We start from the raw sequence: 15,976 nt of genomic DNA, 5'->3' as shown, positions 1-15,976 counted from the left end.
GGTCGCCGAAACGATGGGAACCACCCAGGGTCTCGGCGACCAGCTGTCGTCTCACGGGTTGGGGGCGCCCGATTAGGGTGGAGGGATGCCGGTTCGATCTCCCTTCTCGTGCGTCCTGTGGGACGTCGACGGCACGATCGTCGATGCCTCCGAGGGGATCCTCCGCCGCCTCGCCGTGACGCTGGAGCACTACGGCCACCCGGCACCGACCTACGCGGAGCTGGTGCACTGGATCGGCCCGCCGATGTTCGAGTCGTTCCAGACCAACGTCGGCATGACCCCCGAGCAGTCCGCCGAGGCCGTCGCGTTCTACCGTGTGCTGGGCAAGGCCGACGGCTACACCACCGGGGCGCGGCTGTATCCCGGTATCGCCGACCTCATCGCCGATCTCGCCGCCGCCGGCGTGCCGCAGGGCACGGCCAGCTCCAAGCCCGAGATCCAGGTACTCGCCCTTGTCGACCATTTCGCGCTGGCCCCGTTCTTCACCGCCGTCACCGGCGCCACGGCCGACGAGCGCACACTCGCCACGAAGGCCGACATCATCGCCGAGGCGCTGCGCCGCCTGCAGGCCGCCGGGGTCGACACGAGTCGCCCGGTGCTCATCGGCGATCGCCACCACGACATCGACGGCGCCGCAGTGCACGACGTGCCCGTCATCTTCGTGCGCTGGGGCTTCAGCTGGCCGCACGAATCCGAGGGCGCCACCGCCGTCGTCGACACCGTCGACCAGTTGCGCTCGTTGCTGCTTGTGGCGGACCCGGGATGAACCTCTCCCTGGATGCGGTCCTTGCCTGGGTGATCCCGGCCGTGGTCGTGTTCGGGGTGACGGCGATCATCGTCGTCCTCGCGGTCTGGTCGGTCCGCCGCGCCCGCCGCTCGCCGCGCGCCCGCGCCGCGGCGGAGGCGGAGCGCACCAAGGCCGGGTCCGCTCTGGTGCGCCTCGACGATGCCGTGACCGAACTCGACCTCGAGGTCGGGCTTTCCGGGGCGCTCTACGACGGCGAGGCACCGGCGAGCCTGCGGCGAGCGCGGATGACCGCCCAGCACGTGCGGGACGAGGCGTTCGAGAGCTTCCGCGGGCTCGACGGCGCCGACCCCGCAGAGGTGCGTCGCATCAGCGGCCGCATCCGCACCCGCGCCGAGGGCGCCCTCGCACTCATCGCCCGCGCCCGCGCGGAGCATGACGACTGGATGCGGGTGCACAGCTCCGCCGCCGCGCAGGTGGATGCCGCATACGTGCGTCTCGAGCATCTGCGCACCGAGCTGGGAGACCCCGGCGCGCTCGTGGCCGACCTGTCCGGGCGGTTCGATGAGCCGGAGTGGCTCCAGGCCAGCGCCGCCGCGCATGCGGCATCCGAAGCCCTGACCCTGGCCCGGCAGCACCTGACGGCGGCGCGCGAACTGGCCGCCGACCCCACTCGCAGCGCGCTGCCGGAACTGGCCGCCGCGCAGCGCGAGCTGCACCGAGCCCAGGCTGGTGCCCGCGCCCTGGACGAATCCCATCGGCTCGTGACGGATGCCGCGCTGGCCGTTCCCCAGGAACTCGCCGAGGCTCGCGCGGCGCTGGCGCAGGCGCAGCGCGTGCGCGACGAGCTGGAACCGGCCGACGCGGAGCGGCTGGGCACCGAGATGCGCGCCGTCGCCGCGGAACTGGACCGACTGGTGCCCGCTGCCGAACGCCGCCCGACCGCGACCGTGGCCGAAGTCGCGCGGCTTCGCAGCCGCCTGGATCTCGCCCTTGGCGATGCGCGCACGGCCCAGCAGCGACTGCGGGGGGCCCGCACCGCGCTGCCGGGAACGTTGGCCGCCGCGCGCGGCGCTCTCGCCCGCGCCGAGGCCGCCGTGACCGGCAGCGGTGCCGACGCGCGGGTGCGCCTGGATTCCGCCCAGCGGGAACTGGCAGCGGCCCGGCAGGCTCAGGACCCGGTCGAGGCGTTGGATGCCGCGCGGCGGGCGCTGCGCCACGCCGAGGACGCGGTGGCCCTCGCCGACTACGGGCGCTTGGTCGGTCGCGCGGCACCCTGACCCGCCTAGGGTGGGCCACATGGCCCAGGCAACGCCCACGCGCCGGCATCCGCTCGCGCTGCTTGCCGCACGCATTCCGGCGACACTCGTGCTCGTCGGCCTCGTCGTGATCTGCGGCCTGGTCAGTCAGGGACTCTGGCGCCCATTGTCCGCATCGCCGTGGTGGGACCAGGTCGCCTACGGCGTGCCGGCCCTCGCGGCGGGACGGTGGTGGACGCCGCTGGCCGGCACCTTCTTCAGTGACCCCTCCTGGCTGTACCTCGTGGTGATCTCCGGATTCGCCGGCGTCGCCTACCTGGAGTACCACCGCGGCTCGAAGGTGGCGCTGAGCTGGTTCGCCGTCGGCCAGCTGTTCGGAGTCCTGGCCGCGATCGCGTTCATCGCGGCCACCTCACAGCTGCCGTGGCCGTGGGCGGTGGCCTCGGCGGCGTCGCTGGACGTCGGCCCCTCCGGCGGCACCGTGGCCTGCATCGCGGCATCCGCCACGATCATGCGCTCCCCGTGGCGGGAACGGGTCTGGTTCATCACGCTGGGCGCGTGCGCCGTGCTGCTGCTGTTCTGGGGAAGCCTCGCCGACGTCGTGCACGCGTTCGCGGTGCTGCTGGTGCTCGCCGTGCAGCGGCCGTTGCCGGCGCGACGCACCACCCTGCGGGAGCGGCGTCTCATCGCGTTCGTCGCGGTGCTCTGCCTGGGCACCGCCCAGGTGCTCACCGTGCTCGCGCCCACGAGCGGCCCGCTGGGCAGCAGCGCAGCGATCTCGGCGCCGCTGATCGACGTCACTGTCGACGTCGTGGTGATCGTCCTGATCGCCCGGGGGCTGCGCCGCGGCCGGCGCTGGGCATGGATCGTCGGCATCGTGCTGGCCGCGGTCAACATCGCATGGAGCCTCGTGGTGGTCACCGGGGTGCAGATCGCGGGGCTCCCGGAGGCCACGTTCGGCGGCGACACCGCTCCGCTGCTCGGTCACGCGGTGCTGTGGCTGATCTTCCTCGGCTACCTCATCTGGGCGCGCGCGGCCTTCCGCGTCGGCTGGCGCAGCACGATCGGAGCGACGCCGGCGCCGACGGCGACGGATGCCGCGGCGATGCTCCGCGAACACGGCGGCGGCACCCTGTCGTGGATGACGACGTGGAAGCACATGTCGTACCTGCGCACCGAGACCGGCATCGTCGCCTACCAGCGTCATGCCGGCGTGGCGCTGGCCCTGGCCGATCCGCTCGGTCCCACCGCGGGGCGGCAGCGGTCGGTGGCGGAGTTCGTCGCGGCATCCGAACACGCCGGTCTCGTGCCTTGTTGGTTCAGCGCAGGCGAAGCCACCCGCCGGGCGGTGCCGCAGACCTGGCGGAGCCTGGTCGTCGCCGATGACACGGTCGTGGACCTGCCCGGTCTGCGCTTCGGTGGCAACGCGTGGAAGCCGGTGCGCACCTCACTCAACCGCGCGCGGCGCGAGGGGATGACTTTCCGCCTCACCCGTCTCGTCGACGAACCCTGGGGCGTGCAGGCGCAGCTGCGGGTGATCTCGCAGTCCTGGGTCGGCGGCAAGGAGCTGCCCGAGATGGGATTCACGCTCGGGACGCTGGAAGAGGCGAGCGATCCGGAGGTGCGCCTGGCGCTGGCCGTCTCACCGCAGGGCGACATCGACGGGTTCCTGTCGTGGCTGCCGGTCTACAGCCCCGATGGGGTGATCGACGGCTGGACCCTCGATCTCATGCGCCGCCGCGAGGGCGGCTTCGTGCCGGTGATGGAGTACCTGATCGGCTCCAGCGCGCTGCAGTTCTCGGCCGAGGGCGCGCGGATCATGTCCCTGTCGGGCGCGCCGCTCACGCATGAGTATCCGCCGGATGCCGGCATCATCGCCGTCCTGAGCGAACGGCTCGCGGAGGCGCTGGAGCCGGTCTACGGCTTTCGCTCGCTCCACAAGTTCAAGGAGAAGTTCCACCCGCGCTACGAGACGCTTTACCTGCTGTTCCGTGACGAGGCCGACCTTGCGCGGATCGGCGCAGGACTCGTCCGGGCATACCTCCCGGACGCGTCACTGCGTCAGTTCGCCGACGCAGGCCTGGAGCTTGTGCGCAGCGAGAACGATTGAGGAGGTGCTCAGATGGGACGGATGTTCTCCGCCTGCAGGCCCTTGGGGCCCTGTGCGACCTCGAACTCGACGCGCTGGTTCTCCTCGAGCGAGCGGTAGCCGCCCGCCTGGATCGCGGTGTAGTGAGCGAAGACGTCGGCGCCACCCTCATCGGGAGCGATGAAACCGAAGCCCTTCTCGGAGTTGAACCACTTTACGGTGCCCTGCGTAGCCATGAACTGCCTTCGTGCTGAGGATGCCGAAGCGGCCGCCCCGGCGATTCATACCGTAGCCAAAACGTGTGCGCGCGTCAGCCCCGGTTTCCGATGGTGACGAAAACGTTGCATGCGGCAGGCGCGGCCGGGCGGCGCTGACGCCGATGGTGCCGGATGTGGTGCGGCGCTCGCGCGGGTAGCGTTGCCGGATGGCACACGTGGAGCTGCGACCCCTCGACGACGACGACCTCGACGCCGTATTCGAGATGATGCGCGATCAGGATGCCGTCGCGATGGAGGCCTTCACCGCGGACGACCCCGACGACCGCGCCGCGTTCGATGCGTGGATCGCTCGCGAGCGGGACGCCGAGGACGTGGCCCTGTTCGTCGTGACCGAGAAAGGTGGGTTCGCCGGAACGGCGGCGGCCTTCTCGGTCGATGAGGACCGTGAGGTGAGCTTCTGGATCGCGCGTCACGCGTGGGGCCGCGGTGTGGCGACCGAGGCGTTGCGGCTGCTGATCTCCCGCGAGCCGATCCGGCCGCTGTACGCCCGCGTGGCATCCCATAACGCCGCCGCGATCGCGGTGCTCGAGCGCAACGGCTTCGCCGAGGTGTCGCGGCAGCGCGCCTTCGCCCCCGGTCTCGGCCGCGAGGTCGAAGAACTCCTCTACACCCTGGTCCCGGTGCTCGACGGCATCTGACCCCGCCCCCGCCGCCCCCGCCGCCCCACCGCTGAGACCACAGCTGGTCGCCGAGACTATGGGAAGTTCCCACCGTCTCGGCGACCAGCTGTCGTTTCACGGTCCGGGGCACGCCCGGGAACGAAGAAGGCCCCCGGGATCCGGGGGCCTTCTTGTCGCTGTGCGCGAGGGGGGACTTGAACCCCCACGCCCTTTCGGGCACTGGCACCTGAAGCCAGCGCGTCTACCTATTCCGCCACTCGCGCGAGCCGCATATTGCACGAACTCAACTTGCCGACGATATCACGTTTTCGCACGCCATTGCCGCGCCTGCTACAGGTCTGAGCCACCGCTGCGCGGCATCCGGACACACCCGGAGGGGGTTTGTGGATGCCGCAAAACCCCCGGGTTTCCGGGCATTCGCTCGGCGAAATCACGTTCTCCCAGCGCAGCCAACTAGCATGTAGCGACCGGTCTGCCTGCCTGAGGAGACGTGTGGGACTACTAGACAGCTTCGAGAAGGGGCTAGAACGCGCCGTCAATGGCGCGTTCGCGAAGACCTTCCGCAGCGGCGTCCAGCCCGTCGAGATCGCATCGGCGCTGCGCGCCGAGCTCGACGCGAAAGCCGCGATCGTCAGCCGCGACCGCATTCTGGCGCCCAACAGCTTCACGGTGCGCCTGGCTCCCAGCGACGAAGAGCGCATGCGTGCGTTCGGTTCCACGCTCGGCGACGAGCTGGACACACTGGTCCACAAGCACGCCCGCTCGCAGGGGTACTCCTTCGCCGGGCCGGTCACGATCGGCATCGTTCGCGACGACCAGCTGTCCACCGGAACGCTCCGGGTGGACTCGCAGAACGCACAGGGCAGTGTCGCCTGGCGCGGCGTGATCGACATCAACGGCACCCGGCACGCACTCGTGAAGGGTCGCACGGTCATCGGCCGCGGCAGCGACGCCGACATCACCATTCCCGATGCCGGCACGAGCCGTAAGCACGTGGAGATCCTCTGGGACGGCGAGCGCGCCATGGTGCGCGACCTCGGGTCGACCAACGGCACGAAGCTCGACGGCCAGCGGGTCGCCGAGGCGCCCCTGCCCCCCGACTCGACCGTGACGATCGGCCGCACCGACATCGTCTTCCGCGTCGTCGCGCAGGCCCAGCCGCCGCGACCGTCGCGCCCGGCATCCGATGCCACCCGCGCATTCGACGTGCGAGGAGGCGCCGGTGAGTGAACTGACCCTGCTGCTGCTGCGCATCGGCTTTCTCGTCCTGCTGTGGTTCTTCGTCTTCGCGGTCATCTATTCGCTGCGCGCCGACCTGTTCGGCGTGAAGGTGCGAAAGCTCCCCGAGCCGGCTGCCGCCGGATCAGCCCCGACCGCCGGACCCAGCGACCTGACCGCCCCGGTCACGAAGCGCCCCGCCGCCTCCCCCTCCCCGAAGTCCGGCGGGCCGGCGACCACCGGCACCGTCAGCCGCATCGTCATCACGAGCGGGCCGAAGACGGGCCTGGAGCTGCCGCTGGGCAACGAACCTCTCACGATCGGCCGCTCCAGCGAGTCGGGCCTGGTCATCCGCGACGACTACACCTCCAGCCACCACGCCCGCCTGGTGCTGTGGGGCGACCGATGGATGATCCAAGACCTCGACTCCACCAACGGCACCTGGCACGACGGGCAGCGCGTGGCCGCACCCGTGCCGATCAAGGTGGGCGCACCGATCAAGGTCGGCGCGACGACCTTCGAGCTGCGGAAGTAGCGGAACGTCTGCTGATGGTCTTCCAGGGCTCGAGCGTGGCGATCTCGCACACCGGCAAGGTGCGCTCCAACAACCAGGACTCCGGATATGCCGGATCGAACCTGTTCGCCGTGGCCGACGGCATGGGCGGGCACGCCGGCGGAGACGTGGCCTCGAGCATCGCGATCAACCGCCTCGCGGCCCTCGATCACACCTATGACACGCCATCGGATGCCGAGCGGGCGCTGCGCGACGCCATCGCCGACACCGCGTCGCGACTGATCGAGACCGTCAAGGCCCAGCCGGAGCTGGCGGGGCTCGGCACCACCGTCAGTGCCCTGGTCATGGTCGACGACTACGCGGTGCTGGCCCACATCGGCGACTCCCGCGTCTACCTGTACCGCGACGACACGCTGACCCAGATCACCACCGACCACACGTTCGTGCAGCGGCTGGTCGACTCCGGACGCATCACGCCGGAGGAGGCGCGGTACCACCCCCGCCGTTCGGTGCTGATGCGCGTGCTCGGCGACACCGACGCCGACCCCGAGCTCGACACGTTCATCATGCCCACCCAGCCGGGCGACCGTTGGCTGCTGTGCTCCGATGGCCTGTCCGGCGTGGTCGATGAGGCTCACACCGCCAAGGCGCTCGGTCAGGGCCTGCCGCCCGGCCGCACGGCCGACATCCTGCTGCGTCAAGCGCTCGACGGCGGCGCGCCGGACAACGTCACCATCGTGCTGGTGGATGTGGGTGGTCAGCACCCCGTCTTCATCGGCACCCCCACGATCGTCGGCTCCGCCACCAACCCGACCGGCGTCGAAGTCCCCGCCGCCCGGCCCACCCGCGCCGGCTGGCTGCACGCCGCCCGGCAGGCCGCGAACGACCCCACCCACTTCGAGCCGGCCGCGGAGTTCCTCGAGGAACTCATCGAAGAGGACCGCCGCCGGGCGCGCAGTCGCCGGATCTGGTGGGTCATCGCCCTCGTCGGCGTGCTGATCGTCATCGCCGGCGGCCTGTTCGCGGGATACTCCTGGACCCAGACGAGGTACTTCGTCGGCACCGACGACGACACCGTGGTGGTGTACCGCGGCATCCAGCAGAGCATCGGCCCCATCTCGCTGTCCACTCGATATACCGACACCGGCATAGACCTGGACGACCTGCCCGGCTTCGTGCGGGACAGCGTGGAACAGACCATCTCCGCCGCGTCACTGGCCGACGCGCAGCGCATCGTCTCGCAGTTGCGGGACACCGCGGAAGGCACCCTATGAGCACGCCCACCGAGGTGCAGGCCGACACCACCGTCATCCGCGCGCTGAAGAAGCTGCGGTTGCCGCAGACGCAGCGCAACCGCGAGCTGTGGCTGCTGCTGTTCGCGTTCGTCATCAACGCTGCCGCCGTCGCGCTGGTGCAGCTGGGCGTGAGCGGCGTGATCGACGCGACGTTCCTGATCTACTGCGGCGGCCTGACCGCCCTCGCGCTGGCACTGCACATCGTGCTGCGTCTGGTCGCGCGGGATGCCGACCCGTTCGTCGTCCCCATCGCCACCGTGCTCACCGGGCTCGGCATCGCGATGATCTACCGCATCGACCTGTACTGGGACACCCACGGCTGGGCGGCCACCTCCACCCGCCAGCTGGCGTGGGCGGCGATCGCCCTGGTCGGCGCGGTGGCCATCGTCATCGCGCTGCGCAACTACCGCGTGCTGTTCCGCTACACCTACCTGTTCGGGTTGCTCGGCATCCTGCTCATGCTGCTGCCGATCGTCCCGGGCCTGGGTGCGGATGCCAATGCGGACGTCTGGGTGGACCTGGGCATCTTCTCCTTCCAGCCCGGCGAGCTGGCCAAGATCGCGCTGGCGATCTTCTTCGCCGGCTACCTGGTGCGCACCCGGGAGGCGCTGACCTCGGTCGGCACCCGCTTCCTCGGGATCACCTGGCCACGGGCGCGCGAACTCGGCCCGCTGCTGGTGATCTGGCTCGCGTCGCTGGGGATCATCGTGCTGCAGCGCGACCTCGGCACCGGGCTGCTCATCTTCGGCATGTTCGTCGCGATGCTCTACGTCGCCACGGGCAAGACCAGCTGGGTACTCATCGGCGTGGTCCTCGCCGCCGGCGGCGCCTTCCTCGCCTCCCGCGTGCTGCCGTACGTCGGCGGCCGGTTCGAGAACTGGCTCAACGCCTTCGACCCCGAGCTGTACGAGGCCGGCGCCGGCACCTACCAGCTGGCCAACGGCATCTTCGGGCTCGCCCAGGGCGGTCTCGTCGGCACCGGACTCGGCCAGGGACGCCCGTGGCTGACCCCGCTGTCGCAGAGCGACTACATCTTCCCAAGCCTCGGTGAGGAACTGGGTCTCATCGGCGTGTTCGCGATCCTGTGCCTGTACATGGTCTTCACCAGCCGCGGCATCCGCATCGGCCTGGCCGGTCAGGACGACTTCGGCAAGCTGCTGGCCACCGGTTTGTCGTTCACCCTCGCACTGCAGGTGTTCATCATGGTCGGCGGCGTCACCCGCATCATCCCGCTGACGGGCCTGACGACGCCGTTCCTCGCCGCGGGCGGCTCCTCCCTCATCGCGAACTGGATCATCGTGGCCTTGCTGCTGCGCATCTCGGATGCCGTGCGCAGCCGTCCCCGGGTGGTGATCGGCTGATATGACGAAAGAACTGCGCAGGCTCAGCATCCTGGTGCTGGCGATGTTCCTGGCGATGTTCGCCTCGACCAGCGTCATCCAGGTGGTGCAGGCCGATGCGCTGGGTGAGAACCCGCTCAACCGCCGCGCGCTGTACGACACGTTCGAGGTGCAGCGGGGATCGATCATCGCCAGCGGCACCGCGATCGCCTCGTCGGTGCCCAGCGACGGCCTGTACAGCTGGCAGCGGGTGTACACCGACGCCGACATGTGGGCGCCGGTCACCGGCTGGATCAACCCCGTGCTGGCGTCGGCGACGGGCATGGAGCTCGCGATGAACCAGGAACTCAGCGGCACCGCCGACTCGCAGTTCCTCTCCCGCATCGAGCAGATCGTCAGCGGGCAGCAGCCCCGCGGATCGAACGTCGTGCTCTCCCTGGATGCCGCCGTGCAGCGTGCCGCCTACGACGCGCTGGGCGACCTGCAGGGCGCCGTCGTGGCGATTGAACCGGCCACCGGGCGCATCCTGGCGATGGTGTCCAGTCCCAGCTTCGACACCAATCCGCTCGCCTCCCATAACGGCGAAGCCGCCGAGGCGGCATACACGGCGCTCGAGGAAGACCCCCTCGATCCCCTCGACAACCGCGCGATCGCGGGTGCACTCAACCCGCCCGGCTCCACGTTCAAGCTCGTCGTCGCCTCCGCGGCGCTGGCCACCGGCGAGTGGACCGCGCAGTCGACGCTGCCCAATCCGCCCACCTACACGCTCCCGCAGTCCTCCAGCATCGTGCGCAACGCCGGGGGCGACACCTGCGGCGGCGGCGAGACGGTCACGATCGCCGACGCCCTGCGGCTGAGCTGCAACGTCGCGTTCGCCCAGCTCGCGGTGCTGCTGGGTGAGGACGTCATCCGGGAAGAGGCCGAGAAATACGGCTTCAACACGTCGTTCACGATGCCACTGGTCTCCACGGCCTCGACCTACCCGCGTGGCCTGAGCGACGCCGAAACGGCTCTCACCGGATTCGGCCAGGGCGACGTGCGAGCCACGCCCCTGCAGATGGCCATGGTTTCCGCCGGTATCGCCAACGAAGGGATCGTGATGAACCCGCGCATGGTGGATTCCGTCATCGCCGCCGACCTCACCGAACAACAACGATTCGATGACACCGAGTTCGGTCGCGCCGTGTCCGCGGACATCGCGGAGTCGATGACTGCGATGATGGTCGCCAACGTCCAATCGGGTGTGGCCAGCGGTGCAACAATAGACGGCGTAGACGTGGCCGGGAAGACCGGCACCGCGGAGAACGGGGTGGACGATCCCTACACGCTGTGGTTCACCGGATTCGCTCCGGCGGATGACCCTCGGGTCGCCGTCGCCGTCGTCGTCGAAAACGGGGGCGGGCTGGGTCAGTCAGGCAGCAGCAACAGGATCGCGGCTCCGATCGCGGCAAAGGTCATGGAGGCGGTGCTGAGCAGATGAGACCGACGCAAGGGGTGACCTTCGGCGGCCGTTACGAACTGGACTCGCGGATCGCGATCGGCGGCATGGGCGAGGTGTGGGAGGCAACCGACCACGTCATCGGCCGTACCGTCGCCATCAAGATCCTCAAAGACGAGTACATGGGCGACCCCGGCTTCCTCGAGCGTTTCCGCGCCGAGGCTCGGCACGCGGCCCTCGTCAACCATGAGGGCATTGCTAGCGTCTTCGACTACGGCGAGGAGAACGGCAGCGCCTTCCTCGTCATGGAGCTCGTGCCGGGTGAGGCCCTGTCGACCATCCTCGAGCGCGAAGGGTCGCTGTCCACCGACAAGACCCTCGACATCGTGGCGCAGACCTCGCTCGCACTGCAGGCCGCGCACGCCGCGGGCCTCGTGCACCGCGACATCAAGCCGGGAAACCTGCTCATCACGCCCGACGGTCGGGTCAAGATCACCGACTTCGGCATCGCCCGCATCGCCGACCAGGTGCCGCTGACGGCCACGGGTCAGGTCATGGGCACGGTGCAGTACCTCTCCCCGGAGCAGGCCTCGGGACACTCGGCGACTCCGGCGACCGACGTCTACTCGCTGGGAATCGTCGCCTACGAATGCCTCGCCGGCAAGCGGCCCTTCACGGGCGAGTCGCAGGTGGCCATCGCGATGGCCCAGATCAACGAGCAGCCGCCGCCGCTGCCGCCGACGGTCGAAGTCCCGGTGCGCAACCTCGTCCTGGCCATGATCGCCAAGAAGCCCGATGAGCGCCCCGCCACCGCCTCCGCCGTCGCCCGCGCCGCCACGGCGCTGCGTCGCGGCGACATCGCCGCCGCCGCGGCCGCCGTGCCCGCCATCACCGGCGGCGCAGCCGTGGACGAGGTCACGCAACTGCTCACGCCGGGGCTGTCGACACAGGATGCCACCCGCATCCTCCCCGCCACCGCCGCGATGGACGGCGTCGACGGCGAGGGCGAGCCCACCGAGGGCAAACCCAAGCGCAAACGCAGCCCGTGGACCTGGCCGCTGATCGCCCTCATCGCACTGCTGGTGCTTGTGCTGGGCGGCACGGTGTGGGCGCTGCTGGCCGGCCAGGAGCCGGAGCCGGCTCCCAGTACCTCGTCGGCCGCTCCGACCCCCCGCGATACGCCCACCACCGAGCCCAGTCCCGACACGGTGAACGTCTCGGCATCCGATCTCGAAGGCCTCACGTGTGAGGAGGCCTCGGCCGTCCTCGACGAGCTGGGACTCGGGGCGCGCTGCGTCACCGGCGACGCCGCACCCGACGAGGGCAGCCAGGGGCTCGTCTACCGGGTGAACCCCACCGCGAACGTGCCGGTGGGCACGGTGATCGAACTCACCGTCTACGGTGACCAGGTGCCGCTCGAGGCGCCCGCCGCGCCCAGCCTGCCCGCCACGGTCGACGCCGGCAGCACGGTGCGGGTCAGCTGGCCCGGGTACTCCTGCCCGTCCGGTCAGGGCAGCGTCAGCTCGTACAACCTCTCCGCCACCAACGCCGTATTCCCCGTCAGCGGGCAATCCACGGCACCGTTCGGCGGCGGTGAACGTGCCGGCGACCTGCAGATCACCGGCGGGAGCGGCCAGACCGTCATCGTCACCTACACCGTCACCTGCTCCGGCGGCAGCGCCGGCCAGCGCGTCACCGGCACCTCCGGCGAGGCCGTCGCCCAGATTCAGGCAGTGGTCACCCCCAGCCCTGAGCCCACCGGCGGCGCCGAGCCCGAAGAAGACAACACCCCCGGCGGCTGACCCGCCCCGCCCAGGTTGGGCTGGGCGGGTCGACTAGGCTGGTTCTCTACCCAGGGGGGATGTCTGTGTCAGCTGAGCCGCGCGTGCTTTCCGGTCGCTATCGCATCGACGAACTCATCGGACGTGGCGGGATGGCACGCGTCTATCGCGGCTACGACCTCACCCTGGGACGGCCGGTCGCGATCAAGATCCTCAAGCGCGACCTCGCCGAAGACAGCGCGTTCCGCACCCGCTTCCGCCTTGAGGCGCAGGCCGCGTCGCGCATGTCCCACCCCACGATCGTGCGGGTCTACGACGCCGGCGAGGACTCCGAGACGGATGCGGATGGCTCGGTGCACCCGGTTCCGTACATCGTCATGGAGCTCGTGCAGGGCGCGCTGCTGAAGGACCTCATCGCCGACGGTCCGTTGCCGGCGACCACTGCGGTGCGCTACGTCGACGGCATCCTCGAGGCGCTGGAGTACTCGCACCGTGCGGGAGTCGTGCACCGCGACATCAAACCGGGCAACGTCATGGTCACCGAGGCCGGCCAGGTGAAGGTGATGGACTTCGGCATCGCCCGTGCCGTCTCCGACTCCTCCTCGACCGTCGCCGACACCACCGCGATCCTCGGCACCGCGGCGTACTTCTCGCCCGAGCAGGCCAAGGGTGAGCCCGTCGACGCCCGTGCCGATGTCTACTCGACGGGGGTCGTGCTCTACGAGCTGCTCACCGGCCGTCAGCCGTTCCGCGGCGAGACCCCGGTGGCCGTTGCCTACCAGCACGTCAGCGAGACGCCGGTGCCGCCCAGCGAGGTCAACCCCGACGTGCCACGCGGACTCGATGCGGTGGTGCTGCGCGCGCTCGCGAAGGATCCCTTCCAGCGCTTTCAGGATGCCGCGGGATTCCGTGAGGCCCTCGACGCCACCGTTGACGGCAAGACGCCCTCCAAGCGTCAGGTCGGCGCGCTGACCAACCAGCTCTACGGTCCGGACCCCCGCCAGGCGCAGGACACCGCCCGGTCGCTGCGGCAGCTGAGCACCGACACCACGATGACCCGCACCCAGTCCGGTCCCCCGGTGGCGTGGATCTGGGCGGGCGTCGCGCTGCTGGCGGTCCTGCTCGTCTCGGTGTTGTTCTGGGTCGTGACGATCCAGCCGGGTTCCAGTGTCCCCGACAACGCGCGCATCGTGCCGGACGTCGTGGACATGGCCTACGACCGGGCCGAGGAGCTGCTGGTCGCCGAGGAACTCGAGCCCGACCGGATCGAAGAGGCCAGCGACGACATCGCGGCAGGCAACGTCATCCGCACCGAACCGCAGGCTGGCACATCGATGGCCATCGGCGAGAAGGTCAACGTGTACGTCTCCACCGGAATCGAGACCACTTCGGTGCCGCCCCTCGTCGGGCTGGACCGCGCTGCGGCCGAGCAGGCGCTCACCGCGGCGGGATTGCGGATGGGGATCGTGACCGCCCGCAATGATCCCGCCGCTGCCGAGGGTTTCGTGCTCTCCGCCTCGCAGCCCGAGGGGACCCAGGTCCCCACGGGCACCGCGGTGGACCTCGAGGTTGCCACCGGCCGGGTCACGCTGGTCGACGTGTCCGGGTACCGACTGGACGCGGCGGTGCGCGAACTCGAATCAGACGAGATGCAGTTCACCGTCGTGACCGTCGAAGACCCCTCCTGCCCCGCGACGCCGGGAGAGCCCACCGTGGCCAGGCAGTCCGTCGCCCCCGGCGACGTGCCGATCCATTCGACGGTGGAACTGACCTACTGCACCGGCGAGTAGCCCGCCCCGCCCCGGTGGGGCCGTAGCTGCGACCCACGGGCGGCGGCACCACCCACGCCCACGCGCTCGAGCCAATTGCCCAGCAGCCGATAGCCGCCCTCGGTGAGCACGCTCTCCGGGTGGAACTGCACGCCGTCGATCGGCAGCGTGCGGTGCGTCACTCCCATCACCACCCCGGTCTCGGTGCGGGCGGCGACGATGAGCTCGGCGGGGAGGGTACCGGCGACGATCGCGAGCGAGTGGTACCTGCCTGCGACGAACGGAGCAGGCAGTCCGGCGTAGAGCGGTCCACCATCGTGGTGGACATCGCTGGTCATGCCGTGCATGAGTTCGGGGGCGTGGGTCACTGTCGCCCCGAACGCCTCTCCGATCGCCTGGTGACCCAGGCACACTCCGAGCAGCGGCATCCGTCGCTCGGCCGCCGCGTGGACGACGGCGATGGACGCGCCGGCGCGGGCGGGCGTGCCGGGGCCGGGCGAGATGAGCACTCCGTCGTATCCGGCGATGGCGGCGGCGGGGTCGATGATCTCATCGGCCTCGACGACGGATGCCATCGCTCCCAACTCCCCCAGGTAGCCGACCAGGGTGTGCACGAAGCTGTCGTGGTTGTCCACGACGAGCACGCGAGTCATCCGACGGTGACGTCCTCCGGGGTGAGCATGGCGCCGACCCACGGAAAGACGTAGAAGAACAGCCCGTACAGCACACCGGCGGCCAGCAGCAGCAGGATGAGGGTGCGGATCCACCAGGGGCCGGGCAGAACCCGCCACAGCGCTGCATACATCAGGCTTCTCCTGCCAGGGTGAGGGATTCGGGTTCGCCTTGGTCGCGCGGGGTGAACGATTCGTACACCGCATACGCGGCGATGCGCTCGTCGGTCGACCACATCGGACTGCACGTGGTCAGCGTCAGGTAGCGCCCGTCGGGGGCCACACCGACCTGCTGCGGCACGGGTTCGAGCACCGCGACTTCGCTGGGGCGGACGTACTCGAGGTTGCGGAAGCGGTAGGTGAACCAGCCGTCGGGCGTCTCGATCACGATCGCGTCGCCGATCCGCAGCGAGGGGACATGCTCGAATGGGGCGCCGTGGGTGTAGCGGTGCGCGGCCAGTGCGACGTTACCGACGGCGCCGGGCATCGCGGTGTTCGGGTAGTGGCCGATCCCGATGGGGTCGAGCACTCGTGACTTGCTGGTCCCTTCGGCCACCGGGAACACCCAGCCGTCGCCGAAGCGCGGGATGTGCAACGTGGCGAACACCTCGGCGTTGCCGACTTGCGCCGGCACGATGGGCTCGGCCGGTGCGGGTTCCGCTGCGGCCTCCGGCTCGGGGGTCGCCGGCTGCGGCTGAGCCTGTTCCGACCACTGCCGGCTCAGCTCGCGTGCCTCGGTCTGCCGCTCGCCGGCGATGATCGCGTCGCCGATCCACATCTGCCACGCGACGTACAGCAGCACGATCACGCCGAGGGTGATGAGGATCTCCCCGAGCACCCCGAAGACGTTCACCGGGCGCCGGCTGTCGGCCGGGCGGCGGCGCGTGCGAAGCGCTACGGAAGTCTCGGGCACATCTGCATCCTAACGAGGCAGGGTGGGACGGCGCTGGACGCTAAAC

The 15,976-nt window shown here is 70.1% G+C and carries 15 protein-coding genes and 1 tRNA gene; 11 read left to right on the top strand and 5 right to left on the bottom strand.

What is annotated here, in order from left to right; translation table 11 throughout:
• Positions 1 to 85: 85 nt before the first annotated feature.
• The 3 genes from QNO11_RS00155 to QNO11_RS00145 are packed head-to-tail and all read left to right on the top strand — an operon-like array spanning position 86 to position 4,114.
• Positions 86 to 766 (top strand): HAD hydrolase-like protein, encoded by a 681-nt coding sequence (locus QNO11_RS00155; RefSeq protein WP_257507207.1) that lies wholly within the window; start codon positions 86 to 88, stop codon positions 764 to 766.
• Positions 763 to 2,025 (top strand): hypothetical protein, encoded by a 1,263-nt coding sequence (locus tag QNO11_RS00150; protein ID WP_257507208.1) that lies wholly within the window; start codon positions 763 to 765, stop codon positions 2,023 to 2,025. The genes QNO11_RS00155 and QNO11_RS00150 overlap by 4 nt, the downstream gene beginning before the upstream one ends.
• Positions 2,026 to 2,044: 19 nt before the next feature.
• The gene (locus tag QNO11_RS00145; protein ID WP_257507209.1) at positions 2,045 to 4,114 is read left to right on the top strand and encodes a bifunctional lysylphosphatidylglycerol flippase/synthetase MprF; all 2,070 of its coding nucleotides are present in this window, start codon (positions 2,045 to 2,047) and stop codon (positions 4,112 to 4,114) included.
• 8 nt (positions 4,115 to 4,122) lie between these two features.
• Here QNO11_RS00145 and QNO11_RS00140 read toward each other — a convergent pair whose 3' ends face one another.
• The gene (locus QNO11_RS00140; RefSeq protein WP_257507210.1) at positions 4,123 to 4,329 is read right to left on the bottom strand and encodes a cold-shock protein; all 207 of its coding nucleotides are present in this window, start codon (positions 4,327 to 4,329) and stop codon (positions 4,123 to 4,125) included.
• Between the two features lie 188 nt (positions 4,330 to 4,517).
• On the opposite strand from QNO11_RS00140, the gene QNO11_RS00135 reads away from it, so the two are divergent.
• The gene (locus QNO11_RS00135) at positions 4,518 to 5,009 is read left to right on the top strand and encodes a GNAT family N-acetyltransferase (RefSeq protein ID WP_257507211.1); all 492 of its coding nucleotides are present in this window, start codon (positions 4,518 to 4,520) and stop codon (positions 5,007 to 5,009) included.
• A gap of 161 nt (positions 5,010 to 5,170) precedes the next feature.
• Here the strand turns inward: QNO11_RS00135 and QNO11_RS00130 are convergent.
• A tRNA-Leu gene (locus tag QNO11_RS00130) sits at positions 5,171 to 5,254 on the bottom strand.
• 229 nt (positions 5,255 to 5,483) lie between these two features.
• On the opposite strand from QNO11_RS00130, the gene QNO11_RS00125 reads away from it, so the two are divergent.
• The 7 genes from QNO11_RS00125 to pknB are packed head-to-tail and all read left to right on the top strand — an operon-like array spanning position 5,484 to position 14,367.
• Positions 5,484 to 6,221, top strand: a complete 738-nt coding sequence (locus QNO11_RS00125; protein ID WP_257507212.1) for an FHA domain-containing protein — start codon at positions 5,484 to 5,486, stop codon at positions 6,219 to 6,221.
• Complete coding sequence (locus QNO11_RS00120; RefSeq protein WP_257507213.1) at positions 6,214 to 6,744, top strand: FHA domain-containing protein FhaB/FipA; 531 nt, start codon at positions 6,214 to 6,216, stop codon at positions 6,742 to 6,744. Before QNO11_RS00125 ends, QNO11_RS00120 begins: the two co-directional genes overlap by 8 nt.
• Before the next feature lie 14 nt (positions 6,745 to 6,758).
• Positions 6,759 to 7,997: a PP2C family protein-serine/threonine phosphatase gene (locus QNO11_RS00115; protein WP_257507214.1), complete on the top strand. Its 1,239-nt coding sequence runs from the start codon at positions 6,759 to 6,761 to the stop codon at positions 7,995 to 7,997.
• A complete protein-coding gene (locus QNO11_RS00110) occupies positions 7,994 to 9,379 on the top strand; it encodes an FtsW/RodA/SpoVE family cell cycle protein (protein WP_257507215.1) in 1,386 nt (461 codons plus the stop codon). Before QNO11_RS00115 ends, QNO11_RS00110 begins: the two co-directional genes overlap by 4 nt.
• A gap of 1 nt (position 9,380) precedes the next feature.
• Positions 9,381 to 10,838, top strand: coding sequence for a peptidoglycan D,D-transpeptidase FtsI family protein (locus tag QNO11_RS00105; RefSeq protein ID WP_285169548.1), 1,458 nt, complete (start codon positions 9,381 to 9,383; stop codon positions 10,836 to 10,838).
• On the top strand, positions 10,835 to 12,598 hold the full coding sequence (locus QNO11_RS00100; RefSeq protein ID WP_257507217.1) for a serine/threonine-protein kinase: 1,764 nt from the start codon (positions 10,835 to 10,837) through the stop codon (positions 12,596 to 12,598). The genes QNO11_RS00105 and QNO11_RS00100 overlap by 4 nt, the downstream gene beginning before the upstream one ends.
• A gap of 59 nt (positions 12,599 to 12,657) precedes the next feature.
• Complete coding sequence (gene pknB, locus QNO11_RS00095) at positions 12,658 to 14,367, top strand: Stk1 family PASTA domain-containing Ser/Thr kinase (protein WP_257507218.1); 1,710 nt, start codon at positions 12,658 to 12,660, stop codon at positions 14,365 to 14,367.
• On the opposite strand, the gene QNO11_RS00090 is transcribed toward pknB, so the two are convergent.
• Genes QNO11_RS00090 through QNO11_RS00080 form a run of 3 tightly spaced genes read right to left on the bottom strand, consistent with a single transcriptional unit; the run spans position 14,349 to position 15,930 of the window.
• A complete protein-coding gene (locus QNO11_RS00090) occupies positions 14,349 to 14,999 on the bottom strand; it encodes an anthranilate synthase component II (RefSeq protein ID WP_257507219.1) in 651 nt (216 codons plus the stop codon). The genes pknB and QNO11_RS00090 overlap by 19 nt on opposite strands.
• Positions 14,996 to 15,151 carry a hypothetical protein gene (locus QNO11_RS00085; RefSeq protein WP_257507220.1) on the bottom strand — a complete coding sequence of 52 codons (156 nt, stop codon included), beginning with the start codon at positions 15,149 to 15,151 and terminating at the stop codon, positions 14,996 to 14,998. The genes QNO11_RS00090 and QNO11_RS00085 overlap by 4 nt, the downstream gene beginning before the upstream one ends.
• Positions 15,151 to 15,930, bottom strand: coding sequence for a class E sortase (locus QNO11_RS00080; protein ID WP_257507221.1), 780 nt, complete (start codon positions 15,928 to 15,930; stop codon positions 15,151 to 15,153). The genes QNO11_RS00085 and QNO11_RS00080 overlap by 1 nt, the downstream gene beginning before the upstream one ends.
• Positions 15,931 to 15,976 lie beyond the last annotated feature (46 nt).

Source organism: Microbacterium sp. zg-B96 (assembly GCF_030246865.1).
Classification (GTDB): Bacteria; Actinomycetota; Actinomycetes; order Actinomycetales; family Microbacteriaceae; genus Microbacterium.
This window is presented reverse-complemented; position numbering and strand designations above follow the sequence as displayed.